At 72.5% G+C, this 18,858-nt stretch carries 15 protein-coding genes; 8 read left to right on the plus strand and 7 right to left on the minus strand.

Translation table 11 applies throughout. The annotated features are described in order from the left end of the window. Positions 1-35: 35 nt before the first annotated feature. Entirely contained in the window at positions 36-314 is a 279-nt protein-coding gene (locus ACZ7M2_RS20080) for a DUF2530 domain-containing protein (protein WP_403689396.1), read from the plus strand. A gap of 133 nt (positions 315-447) precedes the next feature. Beyond that, entirely contained in the window at positions 448-2,847 is a 2,400-nt protein-coding gene (locus tag ACZ7M2_RS20085; protein ID WP_471596383.1) for a cation-translocating P-type ATPase, read from the plus strand. Between the two features lie 34 nt (positions 2,848-2,881). Here the strand turns inward: ACZ7M2_RS20085 and ACZ7M2_RS20090 are convergent, their stop codons facing one another. From ACZ7M2_RS20090 to ACZ7M2_RS20105, 4 genes are all read right to left on the minus strand, one after another. After that, positions 2,882-3,646, minus strand: a complete 765-nt coding sequence (locus ACZ7M2_RS20090; RefSeq protein WP_471596384.1) for a calcium-binding protein — start codon at positions 3,644-3,646, stop codon at positions 2,882-2,884. 111 nt (positions 3,647-3,757) lie between these two features. Further along, positions 3,758-4,540 carry a DUF5707 domain-containing protein gene (locus ACZ7M2_RS20095; RefSeq protein WP_471596385.1) on the minus strand — a complete coding sequence of 261 codons (783 nt, stop codon included), beginning with the start codon at positions 4,538-4,540 and terminating at the stop codon, positions 3,758-3,760. Positions 4,541-4,778: 238 nt separating this feature from the next. Further along, positions 4,779-7,994, minus strand: a complete 3,216-nt coding sequence (locus ACZ7M2_RS20100; RefSeq protein ID WP_471596386.1) for a sacsin N-terminal ATP-binding-like domain-containing protein — start codon at positions 7,992-7,994, stop codon at positions 4,779-4,781. Between the two features lie 334 nt (positions 7,995-8,328). Next, the gene (locus ACZ7M2_RS20105) at positions 8,329-9,255 is read right to left on the minus strand and encodes a DUF3027 domain-containing protein (RefSeq protein ID WP_352044099.1); all 927 of its coding nucleotides are present in this window, start codon (positions 9,253-9,255) and stop codon (positions 8,329-8,331) included. A gap of 476 nt (positions 9,256-9,731) precedes the next feature. Here ACZ7M2_RS20105 and ACZ7M2_RS20110 point away from each other — a divergent pair, with 476 nt between their 5' ends. From ACZ7M2_RS20110 to ACZ7M2_RS20125, 4 genes are read left to right on the plus strand one after another with little or no spacing between them, the layout of a single operon-like run. After that, positions 9,732-11,162 (plus strand): MFS transporter, encoded by a 1,431-nt coding sequence (locus tag ACZ7M2_RS20110; protein WP_403689410.1) that lies wholly within the window; start codon positions 9,732-9,734, stop codon positions 11,160-11,162. Between the two features lie 59 nt (positions 11,163-11,221). Beyond that, positions 11,222-11,707 carry a DUF2771 domain-containing protein gene (locus ACZ7M2_RS20115; protein ID WP_471596387.1) on the plus strand — a complete coding sequence of 162 codons (486 nt, stop codon included), beginning with the start codon at positions 11,222-11,224 and terminating at the stop codon, positions 11,705-11,707. 26 nt (positions 11,708-11,733) lie between these two features. Continuing rightward, positions 11,734-12,471 carry a futalosine hydrolase gene (locus tag ACZ7M2_RS20120; protein ID WP_471596388.1) on the plus strand — a complete coding sequence of 246 codons (738 nt, stop codon included), beginning with the start codon at positions 11,734-11,736 and terminating at the stop codon, positions 12,469-12,471. Continuing rightward, on the plus strand, positions 12,449-13,312 hold the full coding sequence (locus ACZ7M2_RS20125) for a 1,4-dihydroxy-6-naphthoate synthase (RefSeq protein ID WP_471596389.1): 864 nt from the start codon (positions 12,449-12,451) through the stop codon (positions 13,310-13,312). Before ACZ7M2_RS20120 ends, ACZ7M2_RS20125 begins: the two co-directional genes overlap by 23 nt. A gap of 91 nt (positions 13,313-13,403) precedes the next feature. On the opposite strand, the gene ACZ7M2_RS20130 is transcribed toward ACZ7M2_RS20125, so the two are convergent. Next, positions 13,404-13,787 carry a cold-shock protein gene (locus ACZ7M2_RS20130; RefSeq protein ID WP_054235168.1) on the minus strand — a complete coding sequence of 128 codons (384 nt, stop codon included), beginning with the start codon at positions 13,785-13,787 and terminating at the stop codon, positions 13,404-13,406. Positions 13,788-13,993: 206 nt separating this feature from the next. On the opposite strand from ACZ7M2_RS20130, the gene ACZ7M2_RS20135 reads away from it, so the two are divergent. Next, entirely contained in the window at positions 13,994-14,260 is a 267-nt protein-coding gene (locus tag ACZ7M2_RS20135) for a hypothetical protein (protein ID WP_471596390.1), read from the plus strand. Here ACZ7M2_RS20135 and ACZ7M2_RS20140 read toward each other — a convergent pair. Both ACZ7M2_RS20140 and ACZ7M2_RS20145 read right to left on the minus strand, forming a co-directional pair. Next, complete coding sequence (locus ACZ7M2_RS20140; protein ID WP_471596391.1) at positions 14,236-14,907, minus strand: HAD family hydrolase; 672 nt, start codon at positions 14,905-14,907, stop codon at positions 14,236-14,238. The genes ACZ7M2_RS20135 and ACZ7M2_RS20140 overlap by 25 nt on opposite strands. A gap of 55 nt (positions 14,908-14,962) precedes the next feature. Continuing rightward, on the minus strand, positions 14,963-16,030 hold the full coding sequence (locus ACZ7M2_RS20145) for a hypothetical protein (RefSeq protein ID WP_471596392.1): 1,068 nt from the start codon (positions 16,028-16,030) through the stop codon (positions 14,963-14,965). Positions 16,031-16,251: 221 nt separating this feature from the next. Here ACZ7M2_RS20145 and ACZ7M2_RS20150 point away from each other — a divergent pair, with 221 nt between their 5' ends. Then, positions 16,252-18,840 (plus strand): helicase-associated domain-containing protein, encoded by a 2,589-nt coding sequence (locus tag ACZ7M2_RS20150; RefSeq protein ID WP_471596393.1) that lies wholly within the window; start codon positions 16,252-16,254, stop codon positions 18,838-18,840. Positions 18,841-18,858 lie beyond the last annotated feature (18 nt).

Consider the following 18,858-nt stretch of genomic DNA (forward strand, 5'->3'; position numbering starts at 1 on the left):
CGGAGCCGGGGCGGACGGCCTCGTAAGCTGTGTCCATGGCGAAGTGGACCCCCAAGCACGAGGCGCCGGAGCCCCTGGAGGGCCCCGTCGTCGCCACCATCACGGGCGGCACGATCCTCTGGTTCGTCCTCTTCGTGGTGCAGCTGCCGTTCTACGGCTGGTTCGACGACCACGGGCACCTGTGGTGGCTGTGGACCTGCCTGGCCGGCGCGGGCCTCGGCCTGATCGGCATCTGGTACGTGCGGGGGCGCGACGCCGCCCTCAAGAGGGCCGCCACTGAAGCGGAGCAACAGCCCTCCGCCACTACCGAGTAATCGGCCGCTGCTGCGGAGTAACCAGCTCCCCCTACAACCACGGCATCACGCGCCGCCGACCCGGTCCTCCCCTGGTCGGATCTTTGGGGCACTCGGCGGGTGAAGCCGTATTTCCACACGTACCGTCGAATGCATGACGCACATCGACGCGGGCGCCGAACTCGACCCTGTTCACCCCGTGCCCCTGCCCGCCCCCAAGCGGGCCCCGGGGCTGTCCGCCGCCGGAGTGGCCGAACGGGTCGCCCGCGGCGAGGTGAACGACGTCCCCGTGCGCAGCAGCCGCTCCATGGGCGAGATCGTCCGCGCCAACGTCTTCACCCGGTTCAACGCGATCATCGGTGTGCTCTGGCTGATCATGCTGTTCGTGGCGCCGTTCCAGGACAGCCTGTTCGGGTACGTGATCATCGCCAACACCGGGATCGGCATCATCCAGGAGTGGCGGGCCAAGAAGACCCTGGACTCGCTCGCGGTGATCGGCGAGGCGAAGCCGACGGTCCGCAGGGACGGGGTCGCGGGCGAGGTCAGTACGTCGGAGATCGTGCTGGACGACGTGATCGAGATCGGGCCGGGGGACAAGATCGTCGTGGACGGCTCGTGCGTCGAGGCGGACGGTCTGGAGATCGACGAGTCACTGCTCACCGGTGAGGCGGACCCGGTGGTCAAGCGCGCCGGCGACGCGGTGATGTCGGGCAGCTTCGTGGTCGCGGGCGGCGGCGCGTTCACCGCGACGAAGGTGGGACGGGAGGCGTACGCGGCGCAGCTCGCCGAGGAGGCGTCCCGGTTCACACTGGTCCACTCCGAGCTGCGCAGCGGTATCTCCACGATCCTCAAGTACGTGACGTGGATGATGATCCCGACCGCGATCGGTCTGGTCATCAGCCAGCTCGTGGTCAAGCAGCACGGCTTCAAGGACTCCATCGCCCGCACGGTCGGCGGGATCGTCCCGATGGTCCCCGAGGGGCTAGTCCTGCTCACCTCCGTGGCCTTCGCGATAGGCGTCATCCGGCTTGGCCGGAAACAGTGCCTCGTGCAGGAACTTCCCGCCATCGAGGGCCTCGCCCGCATCGACACCGTCTGCCTCGACAAGACCGGCACCCTCACCGAGGGCGGCATGGACGTCACCGAGCTGCGGCCCGTCCAGGGCGCCGACGAGACGTACATACGCAAGGCCCTCGGGGCGCTCGGCGAGTCCGACCCGCGCCCGAACGCCTCCCTCAAGGCGATCATCAACTCCTACCCGGACAGCGAGGACTGGCGCTGCACCGAGTCGCTGCCGTTCTCCTCGGCCCGCAAGTACAGCGGGGCGTCCTTCAGCGAGGGCAACGGCGAGTCGAGTACGTGGCTGCTCGGCGCCCCCGACGTCCTGCTGCCCGACGGGGATCCGGCGCTCGCCGAGACCGCGCGGCTGAACGAGGACGGGCTGCGTGTGCTGCTGCTCGCCAAGGCCTCGAAGGACCTCGACGACCCCAAGGTGACGGAGGGCGCCCGCCCCACCGCCCTGGTGGTCCTGGAGCAGCGTCTGCGCCCGGACGCGGCGGACACCCTGCGCTACTTCGCCGAGCAGGACGTCAAGGCGAAGGTCATCTCCGGCGACAACGCGGTCTCGGTGGGCGCGGTGGCCGGGAAGCTCGGCCTGAGCGGCACTGTCGTGGACGCGCGCCACCTTCCCGACGAGAAGGAGGAGATGGCGAAGTCGCTGGACAAGGGCACGGTGTTCGGACGGGTCACCCCGCAGCAGAAGCGGGACATGGTGGGCGCGCTCCAGTCACGCGGCCACACGGTGGCGATGACGGGCGACGGCGTGAACGACGTGCTCGCCCTGAAGGACGCCGACATCGGCGTGTCCATGGGCTCGGGCTCGGAGGCGACCCGGGCGGTGGCCCAGATCGTGCTGCTCAACAACAGCTTCTCGACGCTGCCCTCGGTGGTCGCGGAGGGCCGCCGGGTCATCGGCAACATCACCCGCGTCGCGACCCTCTTCCTGGTGAAGACGGTCTACTCGGTGCTGCTGGCCATCCTGGTGGTGTGCTGGCGGGTCGAATACCCCTTCCTGCCCCGGCACCTGACCCTGCTGTCCACGCTGACCATCGGCATCCCGGCGTTCTTCCTCGCGCTCGCGCCCAACACGGAGCGGGCGAGACCGCACTTCGTCCGGCGGGTCATGCGGTACTCGATCCCCGGCGGCGTCGTCGCGGCCGTCGCCACCTTCATCACGTATCTGGTGGCCCGTCACCACTACACCGGACCGGGCGAGCTGGACGCGGAGACCAGCGCCGCCACGCTGACGCTGTTCCTGATCTCGATGTGGGTGCTGGCGATCATCGCCCGCCCGTACACCTGGTGGCGCGTCGCCCTGGTGGCCTCGATGGGCCTGGCGTTCCTCGTCGTACTGATCGTGCCCTGGCTCCAGCACTTCTTCGCCCTGAAGCTGGTGGGCGTGCAGATGCCGTGGATCGCGGTGGGCATCTCGGTGGTGGCGGCGGCCACCCTGGAGTTCCTGTGGAAATGGGTGGACCGCCGCTTCCCGGCGTGAGCCGTGCCGACAGGTACGGCGGGTACGGCGGGTACTACTTCACGTCGATGTAGTCACCGGTGGCGTTGACCGCCGGGGTGGTCGTGGTGCCGGCGAAGGCGTAGCGGTAGGTGCCGTCGACGGACGCCTTGACCGTCGTCTTCAGGGCGCCGCCGCTGGTCGTCTTGACCGTCTTGACCGTGGTGTAGGCGCTGGCGCCCTTCTTCTTGAACTGCAGCTTCACCGGCTGACCCGTGTAGCCCACGTACTTCCCGTACTCCCAGCTCGCGCGCGTCAGGGCACCGGTGACCGTGATGGTCCTGCCCTTCTTCACCGGCTCCGGGGCCGCGTTGACCGTCAGCTTGGAGAGGCGCTGGAGCTTGAAGCTGCCCGCCTTCTCCTTCCAGATGAAGTTGGAGTCGTCGCCGTTGGCGTCGACCCAGGCGTCCACGTACCAGGTGCCCGCCTGGTCGCTCGTGACGTCGTACACCCGCGGGTCGACGGTGAAGCTGGTGGAGCAGGTCGACGTCGTGGCGCTCGCGGCGACGCACTTCACCGAGGACGTGGTGAGCATGCCGTAGCCGGGGCCGTTGAGGGTGATGTCGGCGCTCTTGATGCCCTTGTCGTCGGTGGCGGTGACCGAGACCGTGAACTTCTTGACGGTCGCCGCGCCGATGACGACGTCCTTGCCGCCGTTCACGACGACCTTGGTGATCCTCGTGTCCCCCTGGCTGCCGTCCGCGAAGGCCGCGGGCGCCAGAGCGGCTCCGGCTGCGGCGAAGGACGCGAGCAGGGCGACGGTGGTGGTGCGCTTGCGCATGGATTCCCCCCATGGGTTGATGTGCCGGCTGACGAACCGAGCGAGGTGCGAAACGACGAACCCGCGCCCCTGGAGGGGACGCGGGGAGAAGCACGGAACAGCTGGTGGTGACTACTGCACGTCGACGTAGTCGCCCGTGGCGCTGACGGCCGGGGTCGTCGTGGTGCCCGCGAAGGAGTAGCGGAAGGTGCCGTCGACGGACGCCGTGACCGTCGTCTTCAGCGCGCCACCCGAGGTCGTCTTGATCGTCTTGACCGTGGTGTAGGCGCTGGCGCCCTTCTTCTTGAACTGCAGCTTCACCGGCTGGCCGGTGTAACCCGTGTACTTGCCGGTCTGCCAGTCGGCGCGGGTCAGGGCACCGGTGACCGTGATGGTCTTGCCCTTCTTGACCGGCTCCGGGGCCGCGTTGACCGTCAGCTTGGAGGCGCGCTGGACGTAGAAGCTCTTGGCGTTGTCCTTCTGGACGTAGTTGTTGTCCTTGGCCTGCGCGATCGCCCAGACCTTCCAGGTGCCCGCGTGCGCGTTGAGCAGCTGCTCGTTGGCCTGGATCGTGAAGGTCTCCTTGCAGTTCGAGGTCGTGCTGCTGACCGCGGTGCAGGTGGCCTTCGCGCCGCCGTTCTCGTTCGGCACGGCGCCGTTGTCGGAGTCGTCGATGTTCGCGCCGTGGTACAGGACCGCGAGCGCCATTTTGATGCCGGAGTTGTCGGTGGCCGTGAAGGTGACCGTGAAGGTCTTCTTCGTGGTCGTGCCGAAGACGACCCCCTTGCCGCCGTTGACGACGACGTTGGAGATCTTGGTGTCTCCATGGGCCTCGTCGGCGTGAGCGGCCGGCACGACGAAGGCAGAGAGGGCCAGGGCGCCGGAGACGGCGGCCACAGTGGCGCGAATGCGCATGCGATCCCCAAGTGGAGAAAGGGGCCCCGGTGGTGAGTGGTCGTTCCTCACGGCTCGTCTTCCCTTGGGGCCCAAGTGATCATGGAGTCTGTTGACTCGGGTGATCAGATTCGCGAGGCGAGCGAATGGTTGTACGGCCCGTGGAACCTTTGTGCGGGTATGACGAAGGTCACAGTGCGAGCCCGCCGGAGGGGACGCGGACGACCGCGTACGCCCTCCGACGGGCCCCTGTCCGAGCTCAGTCGAACCAGCGGTCCCGGGCCAGTTCCTCCGTGCGGGACGGGTCCTCCAGCAGGGCCGCGACCTCGAAGCGGCGCGGCCACTGTCCGGCCGCCCAGGCGAGGCCGGCCGCCACGCCCTCCAGGGTGGCGGCGTGCAGCACCCCGTCCCGCGTGCGGCGCCAGTCCAATTCGGTGCCGTCGACGACGAGTTCCTCGTGTTCGACGTACGAGGTGGGGGTCGAGGGGCCCAGCAGGACCCGCACGGACTCCGGTACGTCGTGCTCGGTGCCCTCCGAGGTCACCTCGCCGGTCACCGACTCGCTGAGCCGCCGCACCTGGAACAGCTCGGCGAGATCGGCGGCGCGCGCGGGCCGTACGGGGAGCAGCGGCATGCCACCGGTGAAGGGCAGCAGGTCGGGCGAGTCGACGACCACGGCGTCGGCGGCGTCCACCACGGCCACCTCGCCGTCCACCACGGCCCGCAACTCGTCCGGCAGGGTCACCTGTTCGGGATCGAGGTCGGCCAAGGCCCCGTAGAGAGCGTGGAGTTGCGCTCCGGAGACCTCGCGGTCGAGATCGGCGAGCCGGTCGAGGAGTTCGGCGGCGCCGCCGGGCTCACCCAGGAGGGCGGCCACGGACGTGCGTACGCCCAGCGCCCGCAGGACCTGCTCGTCGTCGAAACCGGTGGCGTCGACGGCGTCGTACAGGCCGTGCAGGAGGGGGTCGCCGCCCTCGGCCCGCAGACCGGCCGGGCGGCGGCCGTCGAGGACGGGGTGGTCGCGCAGCCACCAGGCCGTGTACGGCCGGACGATCTCGTGCGTGCCGTCCGGGAGGAGGATCCGCACCGGCTGGGTGAGCGCGTCCCGCAGGGGCGGCCGGGAGAGCAGGGCAAGTGCCTGCGGCCAGCGGTCGTCGTCGACCAGGTCCAGGTCCCGTACGGCGACGATCTCCGTCGCGACCGGCGGCACCGGCGTGTCGGGCAGCCGGTCGAGGACGTCCTCGCACCACACGTCGACGGCGTCCAGCAGACCCGCGTCGTCGGGTTCGGCGAAGTCCGAGTCGCGGGGCTCCAGTTCGTCCGGGTCGAGGACGACGTCGGTGGCGCGGACGAGGGTGAAGTTGGCGAGCACACCACAGGCCGCGAGCGGCTGTTCGCCCCAGCGGTCGGCCAGCTCGCCGTCGACGAAGGCGAGTTCGTCCTCGCGCATGACCTGCGCGAAGGGGCTGCCGGGCAGCACGAGTTCGCCCGCGGGGAGGAGTTCGCCCTCCTCGTCGGGCAGGGCGAGGGCGCCGAGCCAGGGTTCGTCGCCGGGTTCGAGGCCGGCGTCACGGACGAGGGCGAGGACGAGGTCCGCCAGCTCCTCGGTGTCCGGGGTCTCCTGGTCCCAGGCCGCGCCCTCGTCGTCGAGGGAGGCGGCGACGGCGGCACGCACCTGCGGGGTGGTGAGGACGGCGCGGGGGGTGGCCGGGAGGGCGCCCAGCTTCTCCAGGAGGGGGTGGGCGGCGTCCGGGTGGGCGACCTTGAGGCCGAGGCGGGCGAGGGCGTCGGAGGTGGCGGCCCAGGTGTCGTCGGGAGTGGGCCCTTCGGGGAGCGGCAGCAGGATCTGGCGGGGGCCGATGGTCGTACGGCCGTCGGCGAGCGGTACGGGCAGGCCGGAGAGCCGGTCCGGGTCGACGCCGGCGAGGCTGTCGTACAGCCGCCGCCACCAGCCCGGGTCCTTCTCCAGGCCGGCCAGCCGGTCCACCGCCTCGGTGAGCGGGACGCGGGCGACACCCAGCGTCCGCAGCTCCACCCGGCGTTCCAGCCCGGCGGGCAGCAGGCTGGGGATCACCTCGGCGAGGACGCGGACGGTGTCGGCACCGGCGCCCTCGACGACCTCGGCGTCGCGCGGCCGGAGGGCGTCCGGGTTCTCCGCGATCTCCGCGAGACCGATCCCGGCTCCGGTCGCGTCGCTCTCGCCCTCGGGCCAGTCCACCGGAGTGTCCTGGTCCTTGGCCTGCGGGACGGCGGGTGGCAGGAAGGCGGTACGCGGCAGCCGGTCCAGGATCGCCTGGCGCAGGGTGCCGTCCAGCTCGCCCTTGCCGAGGGGGCCGGGCACGAGGTCGATGATCCCGGTGTCCACGGGGCGCCAGGCGGCGAGGAGTTCGGCGTAGGCGTCCGCGGCGCGCTCCACCAGGAACTCGGTGAGCGGGCCGGGCGCGGCATGGCGCCGGGTGGTGTCGAGCGGGAGGGAGGCGATGAGGAGGGCCGGCACGCCGAGGGGTTCGTCGCTGGGGGTGGGCGCGTGCACGACGGGGCTGGTACGGGGCCGGGCGGGCGTGCCGTCCTCGTCCACCGGGACGGCCCAGGTCACCGACCAGTGCGGGCGCAGTCGCTCCTCGACCGGGCGGTCGGCGAGCAGGGCGGGGTCGAGGGGGCCGTGGTGGGAGACGGTGCGGTAGGGCGTGGTGCCGTGGCGGGAGTCCTCGATGGTGACGCCGTGCTCGTCGTCGCGGCGTCGCAGCGTGCGTACGTCCTCGTCGCCCTCCCCGACCTCGACGATCACTTCGTCCAGGCCCGGGAGGGCGAGCAGGAGGGCGTCGTCGATGTTCTGCAGGAGGCGCTCGGCGAGGCCCTCGGCGGCGGGGTCGCGCAGCGGGAGGATCACGACGGTGTCGTACGGGTCCGGGGCGGTGCCCTCGGCCGCGAACGGCAGCCGCAGCAGCGGCACATGACCGTCGCGCCGACGGATCTCGTCCCCGAGGCCCGGGCTGTGGCGGGCGGTGTCCGCCGCCAGTTCGCGGGCCTCGGCGAGGGACCAGCGCACGCCGCCGTGCCGGCCGACCACGGCGGGCTCGTCGGTCACCGCGAGGACGGCCGCGAAGCCGACGCCGAAGCGGCCGACGGCGGTGTCGTGCGCGTCCCGCTTCGCGGAGGCGCGGAGGGTGGCGAGCGATTCGACGCCGGCCGCGTCGAGGGGGGCGCCGGTGTTGGCCGCGAGGAGCACTCCGTCGCGGAGGGTGAGGCGGAGACGGCCGGGGACGCCGGCGCGGGCTGCCGCGTCGGCGGCGTTCTGGGCGAGCTCGACGACGAGCCGGTCCCGGTAGCCGCCGAGGACGAGGTCCTCCTCGGCGTTGGCGTCCTCGCGGAACCGGGCCGGGCTGGTGGCCCAGGCGTCCTGCACGCCGCGGCGCAGGCGGGCCGTGCCGAACGGGTCCGCGCCCTCGGCTGCCGGCCGCACGAACTTGCTCACGGTTCACTCTCCCTCTCGCTTCGCGCGGTCGCGAGCGCTGGGCTCGGCCGCGGCACGAAGGTACCGCGCGGCGGAAGGGGTTCCGGCCCGGCCCACGGTGCGTGCGAGCCGCCGGGGTGCCTGAACCGGGGCTACGCCCCGGAATCCCCGCCCACAGATCCCCTGTCCGCGGGCCGGTGAGGGCTGATCGCGCAGATCCCCGCGCCCCTGAAAACCCGCAGGGCACCCGCCGTTCCAGGACCCGCGCCTCCGCCCGCCCGAATCGCCCGGCTACGGCCGACTGGGGGCTGGTCGCGCAGATCCCCGCGCCGCTGCGGGCGCGGGGCGAGGGATCTTACGAGTGGCCCAGTTCGGCTGCGGATTCGTCGGGGGTGAGGGAGACCGAACCGGAGTCCGGGGACGGGCGCAGGGGGAAGGGGTCCACCTGGGTCTCGTCGATGACCGGAGGGGCCGGGCGGGGAGTTTTGGGCATGACCGCGGCCTCGGAGTGGCCGCCGCAGCCGTAGGAGAGCGAGACGACACGCCCGTCCGCCGGAGAGAACTCGTTCGCGCAGACACCGAACGCCTGCCCGAGCGAGCCCCCGATGGGGTTCAGGAAGCCACAACTGACGCAGGACGCGGGGGCGGCCTGGGCCATCGCCGTCTTGGGGCCGTACGACTCCTCCCAGCGGTCGGCCGCGACATGCAGGCCGTAGCGGGAGAGGACACGCGCCCGGCGCAGGCCGAGTTCCTCCGCGACGGCCGCGATCGAGCCGCGGCGCGGGGCGAACGGCAGGTGCGCGGGGGTGCCGGCGGTGACCTCGGCGTCCTCCGCCTCGACCAGTTCCGCCATGTCCTGGGAGACCGCGGAGTTCGGCGCGGGCTCGTCCTCCCCGGAGAAACCGGGCTCCAGACGCAGATCCTCGGCGTCCGTGGGCAGCAGGTCGCCCGGGCCCATGTCCCCGGGGCGCAGCCGCTCGCTCCACGGCACCCACTCGGGGGCGAGCAGGGAGTCGGGGCCGGGCAGCAGCACCGTCTCGTCGAGCGTGACGACCTTCGCGCGGGAGGCACGGGCGACGGTGACGGCCCAGCGCCAGCCGCGGTACCCGAACTCCTTGCACTCGAAGTAGTGCGTGACAACGCGGTCCCCCTCGGAGACCAGTCCCACGTGCTCGCCGACGACGCCGGGGGCGGCGGCCTCCTCGGCGGCGGTGCGCGCGAGGTCGACGGCCTCGGCGCACAGGCGGTCGGGGGTGCGGCTTCGCGTTGTCGCTGCGCTCACAGGTATCGCTTCTCTCCTACGCCGTCTCACGGGTGCGCCATTCCTCGGCGGGAGTGCGGACGGAGCGGACCGGTGGGCCGCGTCGACGTCCACGCCCGATCGCACTCGGGCGCACCTACGTCATCCATTCTGCGGGATGACCGAGAGGCGCGCGGCCGAGAACAACCGCCGCAGGCGCGCTACGCACGCTACCTTCTCCTGAGCCCTGGGCCCACACCGGCGGGGCGCTTCCGCACTCCGCGCCAGGTTTCCGGACCCCTCCGAGGCCGTGTTTTCCCACCCCACACGCCCTCTCGTACGGATCGAAAAGAACCTCGCACAACCGTCGCGGTCGGCCGGAAAACGCTCCTCGCCCCCGCCCCGGTCCGGTTCGGCACCCCGACACGCGCCCCGCATGCGGCCCCTCACCAGCCCACTCGGCCGCCATACGCGCGGTAACCCCACTACGTACGCACTTCTCGGGGCACTATTGCGGAGTGGCAGCCGCAAGGTCGCCCCAAGGAGCCGCCGGTGTCGGCGCTGCCAAGGGGGGCACCAGAAGTGGCGGATCGGGCCGGATGACCGGTTCCGTCCGCGCGGTGGGCCGTGCCCTGCATTTCCCGGTGACCGGAACGGCGCGCGGGATCCGCAAGGCGACCCACGCGCACGGGGCGGGCGAATCCGGCCTCGGGAAACTGATCGAGCTGCACGCGGTGAACGGCGCCGGCGATGTCATGATCACCGTCGCGCTCGCCTCCACCGTCTTCTTCTCGGTGCCCACCGACGAGGCACGCGGGCGCGTCGCTCTCTACCTCGCCATCACCATGGCGCCCTTCACCGTCCTCGCCCCGGTGATCGGCCCGCTTCTGGACCGTCTGCCGCACGGCCGCCGGGCCGCGATGGCGGGCGCGATGTTCGCCCGGGCCCTGCTCGCGCTGCTGCTGTCGGGCGCGGTCGTGACCGGCAGCCTGGAGCTGTATCCCGCCGCGCTGGGCGTGCTGGTCGCGTCCAGGTCGTACGGGGTCGTACGAAGCGCCGTGGTGCCGCGGCTGCTGCCACCCCGGTTCTCCCTGGTGAAGGCGAATTCCCGGGTCACCCTGGGCGGACTCCTGGCCACCGGCATCGCCGCGCCGATCGGGGCGGGGCTGCAGGCCCTCGGCCCGCGCTATCCGCTCTACGGCGCCTTCGTCATCTTCATCGCGGGCACGTTCCTGTCGTTCACGCTGCCGCCCAAGGTCGACTCGGCCAAGGGCGAGGACCGGGCGCTGCTGGTCGCGGACGAGGAGCATCTGCACGGACCGCAGCTCATCAAGGACAAGCTGCGGCGGCCGGGACTGCGCACCGTCGGTACGGCCGTCACCCACGCCCTCGGCGCCAACGCGGCCCTGCGCTGTCTCTCCGGCTTCCTGATCTTCTTCCTCGCCTTCCTGCTCCGCGAGCACCCGCTCACCGGCGAGAGCGCGGCCGTCTCGCTCGGGATAGTGGGCGTCTCGGCGGGCGCGGGCAACGCGCTCGGCACGGCGGTCGGGGCCTGGCTGAAATCGCGCGCCCCGGAGATCATCATCGTGACGGTCGTCGCGTGTGTGCTGGGCGCCGCGATCACCGCCGCCCTCTTCTTCGGGGCCTTCCTGGTGGCCTGTCTGACGGCGGTCGCGGGGTTCTCGCAGGCGCTCGCCAAGCTCTCCCTGGACGCGCTGATCCAGCGGGACGTGCCGGAACTCGTCCGTACGTCGGCGTTCGCGCGCTCGGAGACGCTGTTGCAGGTGGCCTGGGTGTTCGGCGGCGCGATCGGCATCGTGCTGCCCCTCAACGGCACGCTCGGCCTGTCGGTGGCCGCCGCGATCGTCGCCGTCGGATGGCTGACCACCACGCGGGGGCTGCTCGGCGCGGCGCGGCGCGGGGGCCCGGCGCGCTCACGCGTGGCCTGACGGCGGCACGCCGTACCCCACGTGGGGAGAGCGGTGGACGTGCCCGATAGCCTTCGGCCATGACCTCCCTGCCCCGCGGCAGAGCCGCCAATGGACATCGCCGTCGCGCCGTTGCCGCTCTCGGCGCCGTTTCCGCCGGACTTCTCGTCCTGTCCGCCTGTGACAAGCCGACGCCGCTGGCCACCATCACGGTCGGCAAGAACTCCGTCAGCTCCGAGACCGACTGCTACAACGACGGCAAGGAGGTGAAGGCCGCGGACCTGGCCAAGTGCCTCAAGGCCACGGACATCAAGTCCATCAAGGTCGACCCCGACGAGACCGTCCGGTTCGGTGTGGACCCGAAGATCGCCGACAACGGCTGGACGATCCTGATGAACGGTCAGCCGCTGACCGACGCCAGCAAGAAGACGTACCGCACGATCCCGGGCAGCGTGTTCTTCAATGCGCAGTACGGCGCGAGCGGCAACTCCACGCTGGTCTCCATCAAGGAGGGCGACAAGACGGTGACCGGGCTGTGGACCTTCAAGTTCAAGAAGGACGCCTGATCGCTGCCGCTGGGCTGAAGGTGCTGGTGGCCACCGCCGTTCCCGTGGAGAGGGACGCGGTGGCCGGGGCGTTCACTGCCACCGGCCGTTCGCTGCGGCTGCCCGGGACGACCCTGGAGCGGCTGTCCCCGGCCGCCCGCGACAGCACGTCCGCCCGCGTGACCCTCGATCTGCTGGCCGCCGGGGTGGGGCCCGCGCCGGCCGCCGCGTCCACCGCGGGCGCGCTCACCGCGGCCGCCCTGGACGGCGCCCCCTACGACCTCGTCGTCTCCACCGGGATCGGGGGCGGTTTTCAGCCTCAGGCCCCGGTGGGATCCCTCGTCGTCGCCGACGAGATCACCGTGGCGGACCTGGGCGCCGAGACCGCGGACGGGTTCCTGCCGGTCACCGAGCTCGGGTTCGGGACCGTCAGCCACCGTCCGCCACCATCACTCGTACGAGAAGTCGTGTCGGCCACGGGTGGACGCGCCGGAACCGTACTGACCGTGTCCACCGTGACGGGCAGCGCCGAGCGCGCCGCCGAGCTGCGGGCCCGCCACCCGCGCGCCCTCGCCGAGGCCATGGAGGGCTTCGGCGTCGCCGAGGCGGCCGCCGCGCACGGTGTGCCCGTACTGGAGATGCGCGCGGTCTCCAACCCCGTCGGCCCGCGCGACCGCGCCGCCTGGCGCATCGGGGAGGCTCTCGCGGCCCTCACCGAGGCGTTCGGGAAGCTCGCGCCCGTCCTGGAGAGTTGGAACCCACATGACCCAGACCACCAGCCCTGAGAAGACGCTGCAGATCGCGTACTCGCCCTGCCCGAACGACACCTTCGTCTTCGACGCCTGGGCCCACGGCCGCGTCCCGGGCGCGCCCGCGCTCGACGTGACCTTCGCGGACATCGACATCACCAACGGCATGGCCGAGCGCGGCGAGTTCGACGTGCTGAAGGTGTCGTACGCCGTCCTGCCGTACGTCCTCGACGAGTACGCGCTGCTGCCGTGCGGGGGCGCGCTGGGCCGGGGCTGCGGGCCCCTGGTCCTCACCCGTGAGCCGGACGCGGACCTGACCGGGCGCACGGTCGCCGTGCCGAGCGAGCGGTCGACCGCCTACCTGCTCTTCCGTCTCTGGGCCGCGGACACCGTTCCCGGCGGGGTCGGCGAGATCGTCGTCATGCCCTTCCACGAGATCATGCCGGCGGTACGGGACGGAAAGGTCGACGCCGGACTCGTCATCCACGAGGCCCGTTTCACGTATCAGAACTACGGGCTGCACAAGCTCGCCGACATGGGCGAGCACTGGGAGCGCACGACCGGACTGCCCATCCCCCTCGGCGCGATCATCGCCAAGCGCGCGCTGGGCGAGGAGCGTCTGAAGGGCCTCGCCGACGCCGTCCGTGCCTCGGTCCGCGCCGCCTGGGACGACCCGGAGATCTCCCGCCCCTACGTCCTCGAACACGCCCAGGAGATGGACCCGGCCGTCGCCGACCAGCACATCGGCCTGTACGTCAACGAGTTCACCGCCGACCTCGGGGAGGACGGCTACGCCGCGATCCGGGGCCTGCTCACCCGTGCCGCCGCCGAAGGACTGGTCCCGGCACTCGGACCCCACACCCTGTCGTTCCCCTGATCCCCGGCCGACGGCATGGACGGGGCCGAGGGGCTGACCACGCCCCTCGGCCCGCATACGCTTCCGACGCTTCCGTCCGCCCGCCCGCGGGCTATACGTCGAGTTGGTCGGCGACCGCTCGCAGAAGGCCCGCGATCTTCTTGCCGGAGGCCTTCTCGGGGTAGCGGCCCTTCTCCAGCATCGGCGTGATGTTCTCGAGAAGGGTCGTCAGATCCTGCACGATGGAGGCCAGTTCGTCCGGCTTGCGGCGCTGGGCAGCCGCGACGGAGGGGGTCGGGTCCAGGATGGTCACCGAAAGCGCCTGGTCACCGCGCTGTCCGGCGACGACGCCGAACTCCACGCGCTGGCCGGGCTTGAGCACATCTACTCCGGCGGGCAGGACCGAGGAATGAACGAAGACGTCGCCGCCGTCGTCGCGGGAGAGAAAGCCGAAGCCCTTCTCGCTGTTGAACCACTTGACCTTGCCGGTAGGCACGTCTGTCCTCGTCCTCGTACTCGTCGGGAACTGCTCTGAAACTGCACGGGCGCACACTCGGGCCGTTGCACGGGCAACGGTCGGAAACTGCCCCGGATAGCACTACAGCGGGTCGTCGGACCCGCCGGTACCAAGGCTAATGGTCCCGGGGCCGGTGACAAGACGTCGCCGGATTGTTCCTTCGCGCTGGGAACTACCCTGGTCCGGTGCGTGACAAAACCCAAGCGAATTCCGCAGAGCCCGGTGACCGGCTGATCCGTGCCGGTGCCATCGTGTTCTTCGTCGGAGCCGTGGCCACACTCGTCACCGTGGCCCCGCTACTCCTCCATACGACGCCTTTTCCGACGTACATGTTCGGCTTGAGCATGCTCATGGGCGTCGGCTTTCTGATCGCCGCGGCGGGGGTGTTCCGGTCCATCGCCGCGGGACGCCGTCAGGCCCGCGCGAATCAGGCCCGTACGGCCTCCCGGTAATCCCCCCGGTAGTCGCTCAGCCACGCCGGGAACTCCGTCAGGTCGGCCAGCACGACATCCGCGCCCGCCTCGCGCAACTCCGCCGCGTCGCACGGGCCGGTGGCGACCGCGACGGAGTACGCGTCCGCGGTGCGCGCGCCGCGGACGTCGCCGGTGTGGTCGCCGACGTACACGCTCGCGCCGTGCTCCCGCAGCGCCTGCGCCTTCTGCTCGGCCCACAGGTTGCCGACGACCGCGTCGGCGTCGATGCCCAGGTGGTCCAGATGCAGCTTCGCGTTGGGCTCCCATTTCGCGGTGACGACGACCGCGCGCCCGCCCGCCGCGCGGACCGCCGCGACGGCCTCGCGGGCGCCGGGCATCGCGAGTGTGCCCGCGATAGCGTGCACGGGGTACATCTCGCGGTAGAGGTCGGCGATCGCGGGCACCTGGTCCGCCGGGAACCAGTTGGCCAACTCCTCCGCCAGCGGCGGTCCGAGCCGCGTGACGGCCAGGTCGCAGTCGATGTACGTCCCCGTGCGCTTGGAAAGTGCCTGATAGCAGGAGTGGATGCCGGGGCGGGAGTCGATCAGGGTCATGTCGAGGTCGAAGCCGACGGTCAGCAGGTGGGGGGTCCGGGGGGTCGTCGATGCGATAGGCATATGGACCATTGTGCCCACGCGTCCCTGTGCCCATGTGAGGGCCGGTGGCGGTCGGCCGTGCGGGTCAGCGGCGTCGCTGGGAGCGCCACACCAGGTACAGCGCCGAGGCCACGGCCGCGCCCCTGACCACCCACGGCCAGGTCTGCGCGACCGCCTCGTTCATGTGCCCCTTGACGATCGGATCGCCCCAGCGGCCGTCCGTACGGCCCCACAGCCAGACGACGCCCGCCGTCACGGCCAGCCCCGGCATGCCGAGCACGGCCCACTTCGACTCGACGGGGCTCAGCCGGCGGGAGGCCCAGGCGATGAGCCAGCCGAGGCCGAGGGCGAACCAGTTGCCGAGGGCGGCGCCGACGACGAGGAGGACGGCGGCCAGCAGAAGGAGGGGGTTGCTCCAGTTGCCGGGGCGGGGGAGCCGGCGACGGGGCGCGGCGGCGACGTCGGGGTCTTCGACGGGGGCGGACTTCTCGGCCTTGGGCGGCTTGACCGGCTTGGAGGGCTTGGAAGACCCGGAGGACTTGGCGGACTTGGCGGACTTGGCCTGATCGTCCTCGCCCTCGTCCCCGGTCGCGTCCTCGTCGTCGTCCTCGTGCCTCGGTGGCGGTTTGAGCAGCTCGGGGATCTCCACGCCGCCGACGAATCCCGGCACGCTGTCCCCCAGCCCGAACGGGCTGGTGTCCTTGCGCCACCAGTCCGGATCCGCGGAGCTGTCGCCCAGTTCGTGCGTGCTCGCGAGGTGGGGCGGGGAGGGGGCGTCGTCGGCCTCGGTGGGGCGGGGCGTGGGTTTCGGTTCCGCCGGGCGCGGCCTCGGGACGACTCGGCGCAGGCCCTTGGGGCGGTCGGCGTCCTCGCCGGCACGCTGGGTGGGGACGGCGGCCCAGGTGTCCGTACCGGCCCCGGGGGCGCCCTCGCGGGCGGCGGTGACGATGTCGTCCGGGGTGCCGAGGCGGGAGAGGATGCGGCGGACGGCGGCCGGGCTGTCGACGGGGGCCTTCGCCCGGCGTCGGTCGATCTCGTTGCGCAGCTCCGACACGAGTCGCATGCGGGTGGCCGAGGGCAGCTGGCGCTGCTGGGCCAGGTCTCCGACGCGGCTCAGATAGTCGAATACGAGCTGGTCGCTCTCAATCCCCACGAAGTCCCCTCCGGGGCGCGCACGTTGTAGACCCCGTGGCCACGACGGTACCGCGTAGACCCCGAGTTCCTCGCCCCCACACCCCCGGGTGGGGGCGCGGGGAACCGCGCGCCAAGCCCCCACTCACCCGCGGCCGGGCAACACACCCGGGGTCCGGGGCCTAGCCCCGGGGATGGGGTGGGTAGGGGCGGCGGGGGCGAGAAACCACTACCGTTGAGCGGATGAGCACAGAGGAGCACCCCACGCCGGACCGCGCCCCGCAGGGCACCGCTCCGCGCTCCCTCGCGGAAGCCCTCCGCGCCCGGGACGACGCCTCCCTGTCGGCCCTCCTCCGCACCCGCCCCGACCTCATCACCCCCGTCCCCTCGGACCTCACCCAGCTCGCCACCCGCGCCGGCACCCGCGCCTCGGTGGTCCGCGCCCTGGAGCGCCTGGACCGGTTCGCGCTCCAGACCGCGGAGGCCCTCGCCGTCGCGTCGGACCCGGCGACGCACGACGAACTGCTCGCACTGCTGGCGGGCGACGACAAGGACCCGGCGGTCACGGCGGCGTTCCCGCGCGCTCTGGGGACGCTGCGCGAGCAGGCCCTGGTGTGGGGCCCCGACGAGCGCCTGCGCCTCGTACGGACGGCGCGCGAGCTGCTCGCGCCGTCTCCTCAGCACCCGTCCCCCACCGGCCTGGGCCCGGCCGTCGCCGAAGCCACGGCCGGGATGTCCCCGGGGCGCATCCAGGAGATCGTGGCCGAGGCCGGACTGCCGACCACCCACGACTCCGTCTCCGCCGTCGCCTCGCTCACCGCGCTGTTCACCGACCGGGCCCGGATGTCGGCGCTCCTCGACACCGCCCCCGCCGAGGCGGTGGACGTGCTGTCCCGGCTGGTGTGGGGCCCGCCGTACGGCCAGGTGACCGCCGACCCGGCACGCCATCTGCGCTGGCTGATCGACCGCGGGCTGCTGCTGCCGACGGCGCCCGGCACGGTCGTACTGCCCCGGGAGGTCGCCCTGCATCTGCGGGCGGGCCGCGCGCACCGGGCGACGGAACCGGTGGCCCCGGCGGTCGAGGCAGTGCGGACGCACCGTCCACAGGTTGTGGACAGTGCGGCGGCGGGCCAGGCGTACACGGCGCTCGCCACCGTCGAGGAGCTGCTGAAGGACTGGCACGAGGGCGGGCCCGCCGTACTGCGCGCCGGTGGGCTCAGCGTGCGGGACCTGAAGCGGACGGCGGTGGCGCTGGACGTCGCGGAGCCGGTGGCCGCGTTCTGGGTCGAGCTCGCCTACGCGGCGGGACTGCTGGCCTCGGACGGGGAGGCCGACGAGCGGTACGCGGCCACCCCCGCCTATGACGAGTGGCTGGAGAGGCCCGCCGCCGAACGGTGGGCGACGCTCGCCTCGACGTGGCTGGCCGCGACCCGTACGGCGGGCCTGATCGGCGGGCGGGACACGAAGGACCGTACGTTGTCGGCGCTGGGGCCCGGCCTCGACCGCTCGGCGGCCCCCGAGGTCCGCCACCGCGTCCTTACCCTCCTCGCCACCCTGCCCGAGGGCGCCGCCGCCACCCCGGACTCGGTCCTCGCCCACCTCCAGTGGGAGCGGCCGCTGCGCGGGGACCGGAGCACGGCCGAGGATCTGCGGGCCCGGCTCGCCCGGTGGACGCTGTCCGAGTCGGAGCTGCTGGGAGTCACCGGCCGGGGCGCCCTCTCGGCGCAGGGGCGGGCGCTGCTGGGGCTGCCGTCGGCGAGCGTGCGGGAGACCGGGACGCGCGCCCCGTCCGGTCCCGGCGACAAGCTCCCCGCCCACAAGCACCACCGCCCCGCCGTCGAGGCCCCCCTCTCCGAAACCCCGCGCTCCCCCGCCGAGCAGGCCGCCGCCGTCGCCCACGCCGCCCGGCTCCTCGCCCCGCTGCTGCCCGAGCCCCTGGACCACGTCCTCCTCCAGGCGGACCTGACCGCCGTCGCCCCCGGCCCGCTGGAGCGGCCCCTCGCCGACACGCTCGGCGTGCTCGCGGACGTCGAGTCGAAGGGCGGGGCGACGGTCTACCGCTTCACCCCGGGTTCGGTACGGCGGGCTCTGGACGCGGGCCGGTCGGCCTCGGACCTGCACGCGTTCCTCGCGGCCCACTCCCGCACGCCCGTCCCGCAGCCGCTCGCCTATCTGATCGACGACGTGGCGCGCCGGCACGGCCATCTGCGGATCGGGGCGGCCTCGGCGTACGTCCGCTGCGACGACGACGCGCTGCTGAGCGAGATCCTCGCCGACAAGCGCTCGCAGGGACTGCGGCTGCGCCGCCTCGCACCCACCGTGCTCGCCGCCCAGGCCGACCCGGCGGCCCTGCTGGAGGGTCTGCGCTCGATGGGCTTCGCGCCCGCCGCGGAGTCCGCCGAGGGCGATGTGCTGATCACCCGCGCGCACGCCCACCGCACCCCGCCGCGCTCCGCCCCCGTGCCGGTCCCGGACGGTCCGCCGGTGCCCGACGCCACCCTCCTCGGTGCCGCGATCCGCGCCATCCGCGCCGGTGACCTGGCCTCCACGGCCCCGCGCAAGGACACGCAGGCACCGGCGCCGGGAACCGGCGAGCTGCCGCGCACCAGCTCCGCCGAGACCCTCGCCACCATGCAGGCAGCCGTCATGACCGGTGAGGCGGTGTGGATCGGGTACGTGAACGCCGAGGGCGCCGCCAGCCAGCGCGTGATCGCCCCGATCCGGGTGGAGGGCGGCTTCGTGACGGCGTACGACCACACCGCGGACGAGGTCCGCACCTATCCGTTGCACCGCGTGACGGGGGTCGCCGAGCTCGCCGACGACCAGCCGTGATCACCGCCCCTTGAGGCA

This window comes from Streptomyces sp. NPDC111507 (assembly GCF_055638955.1).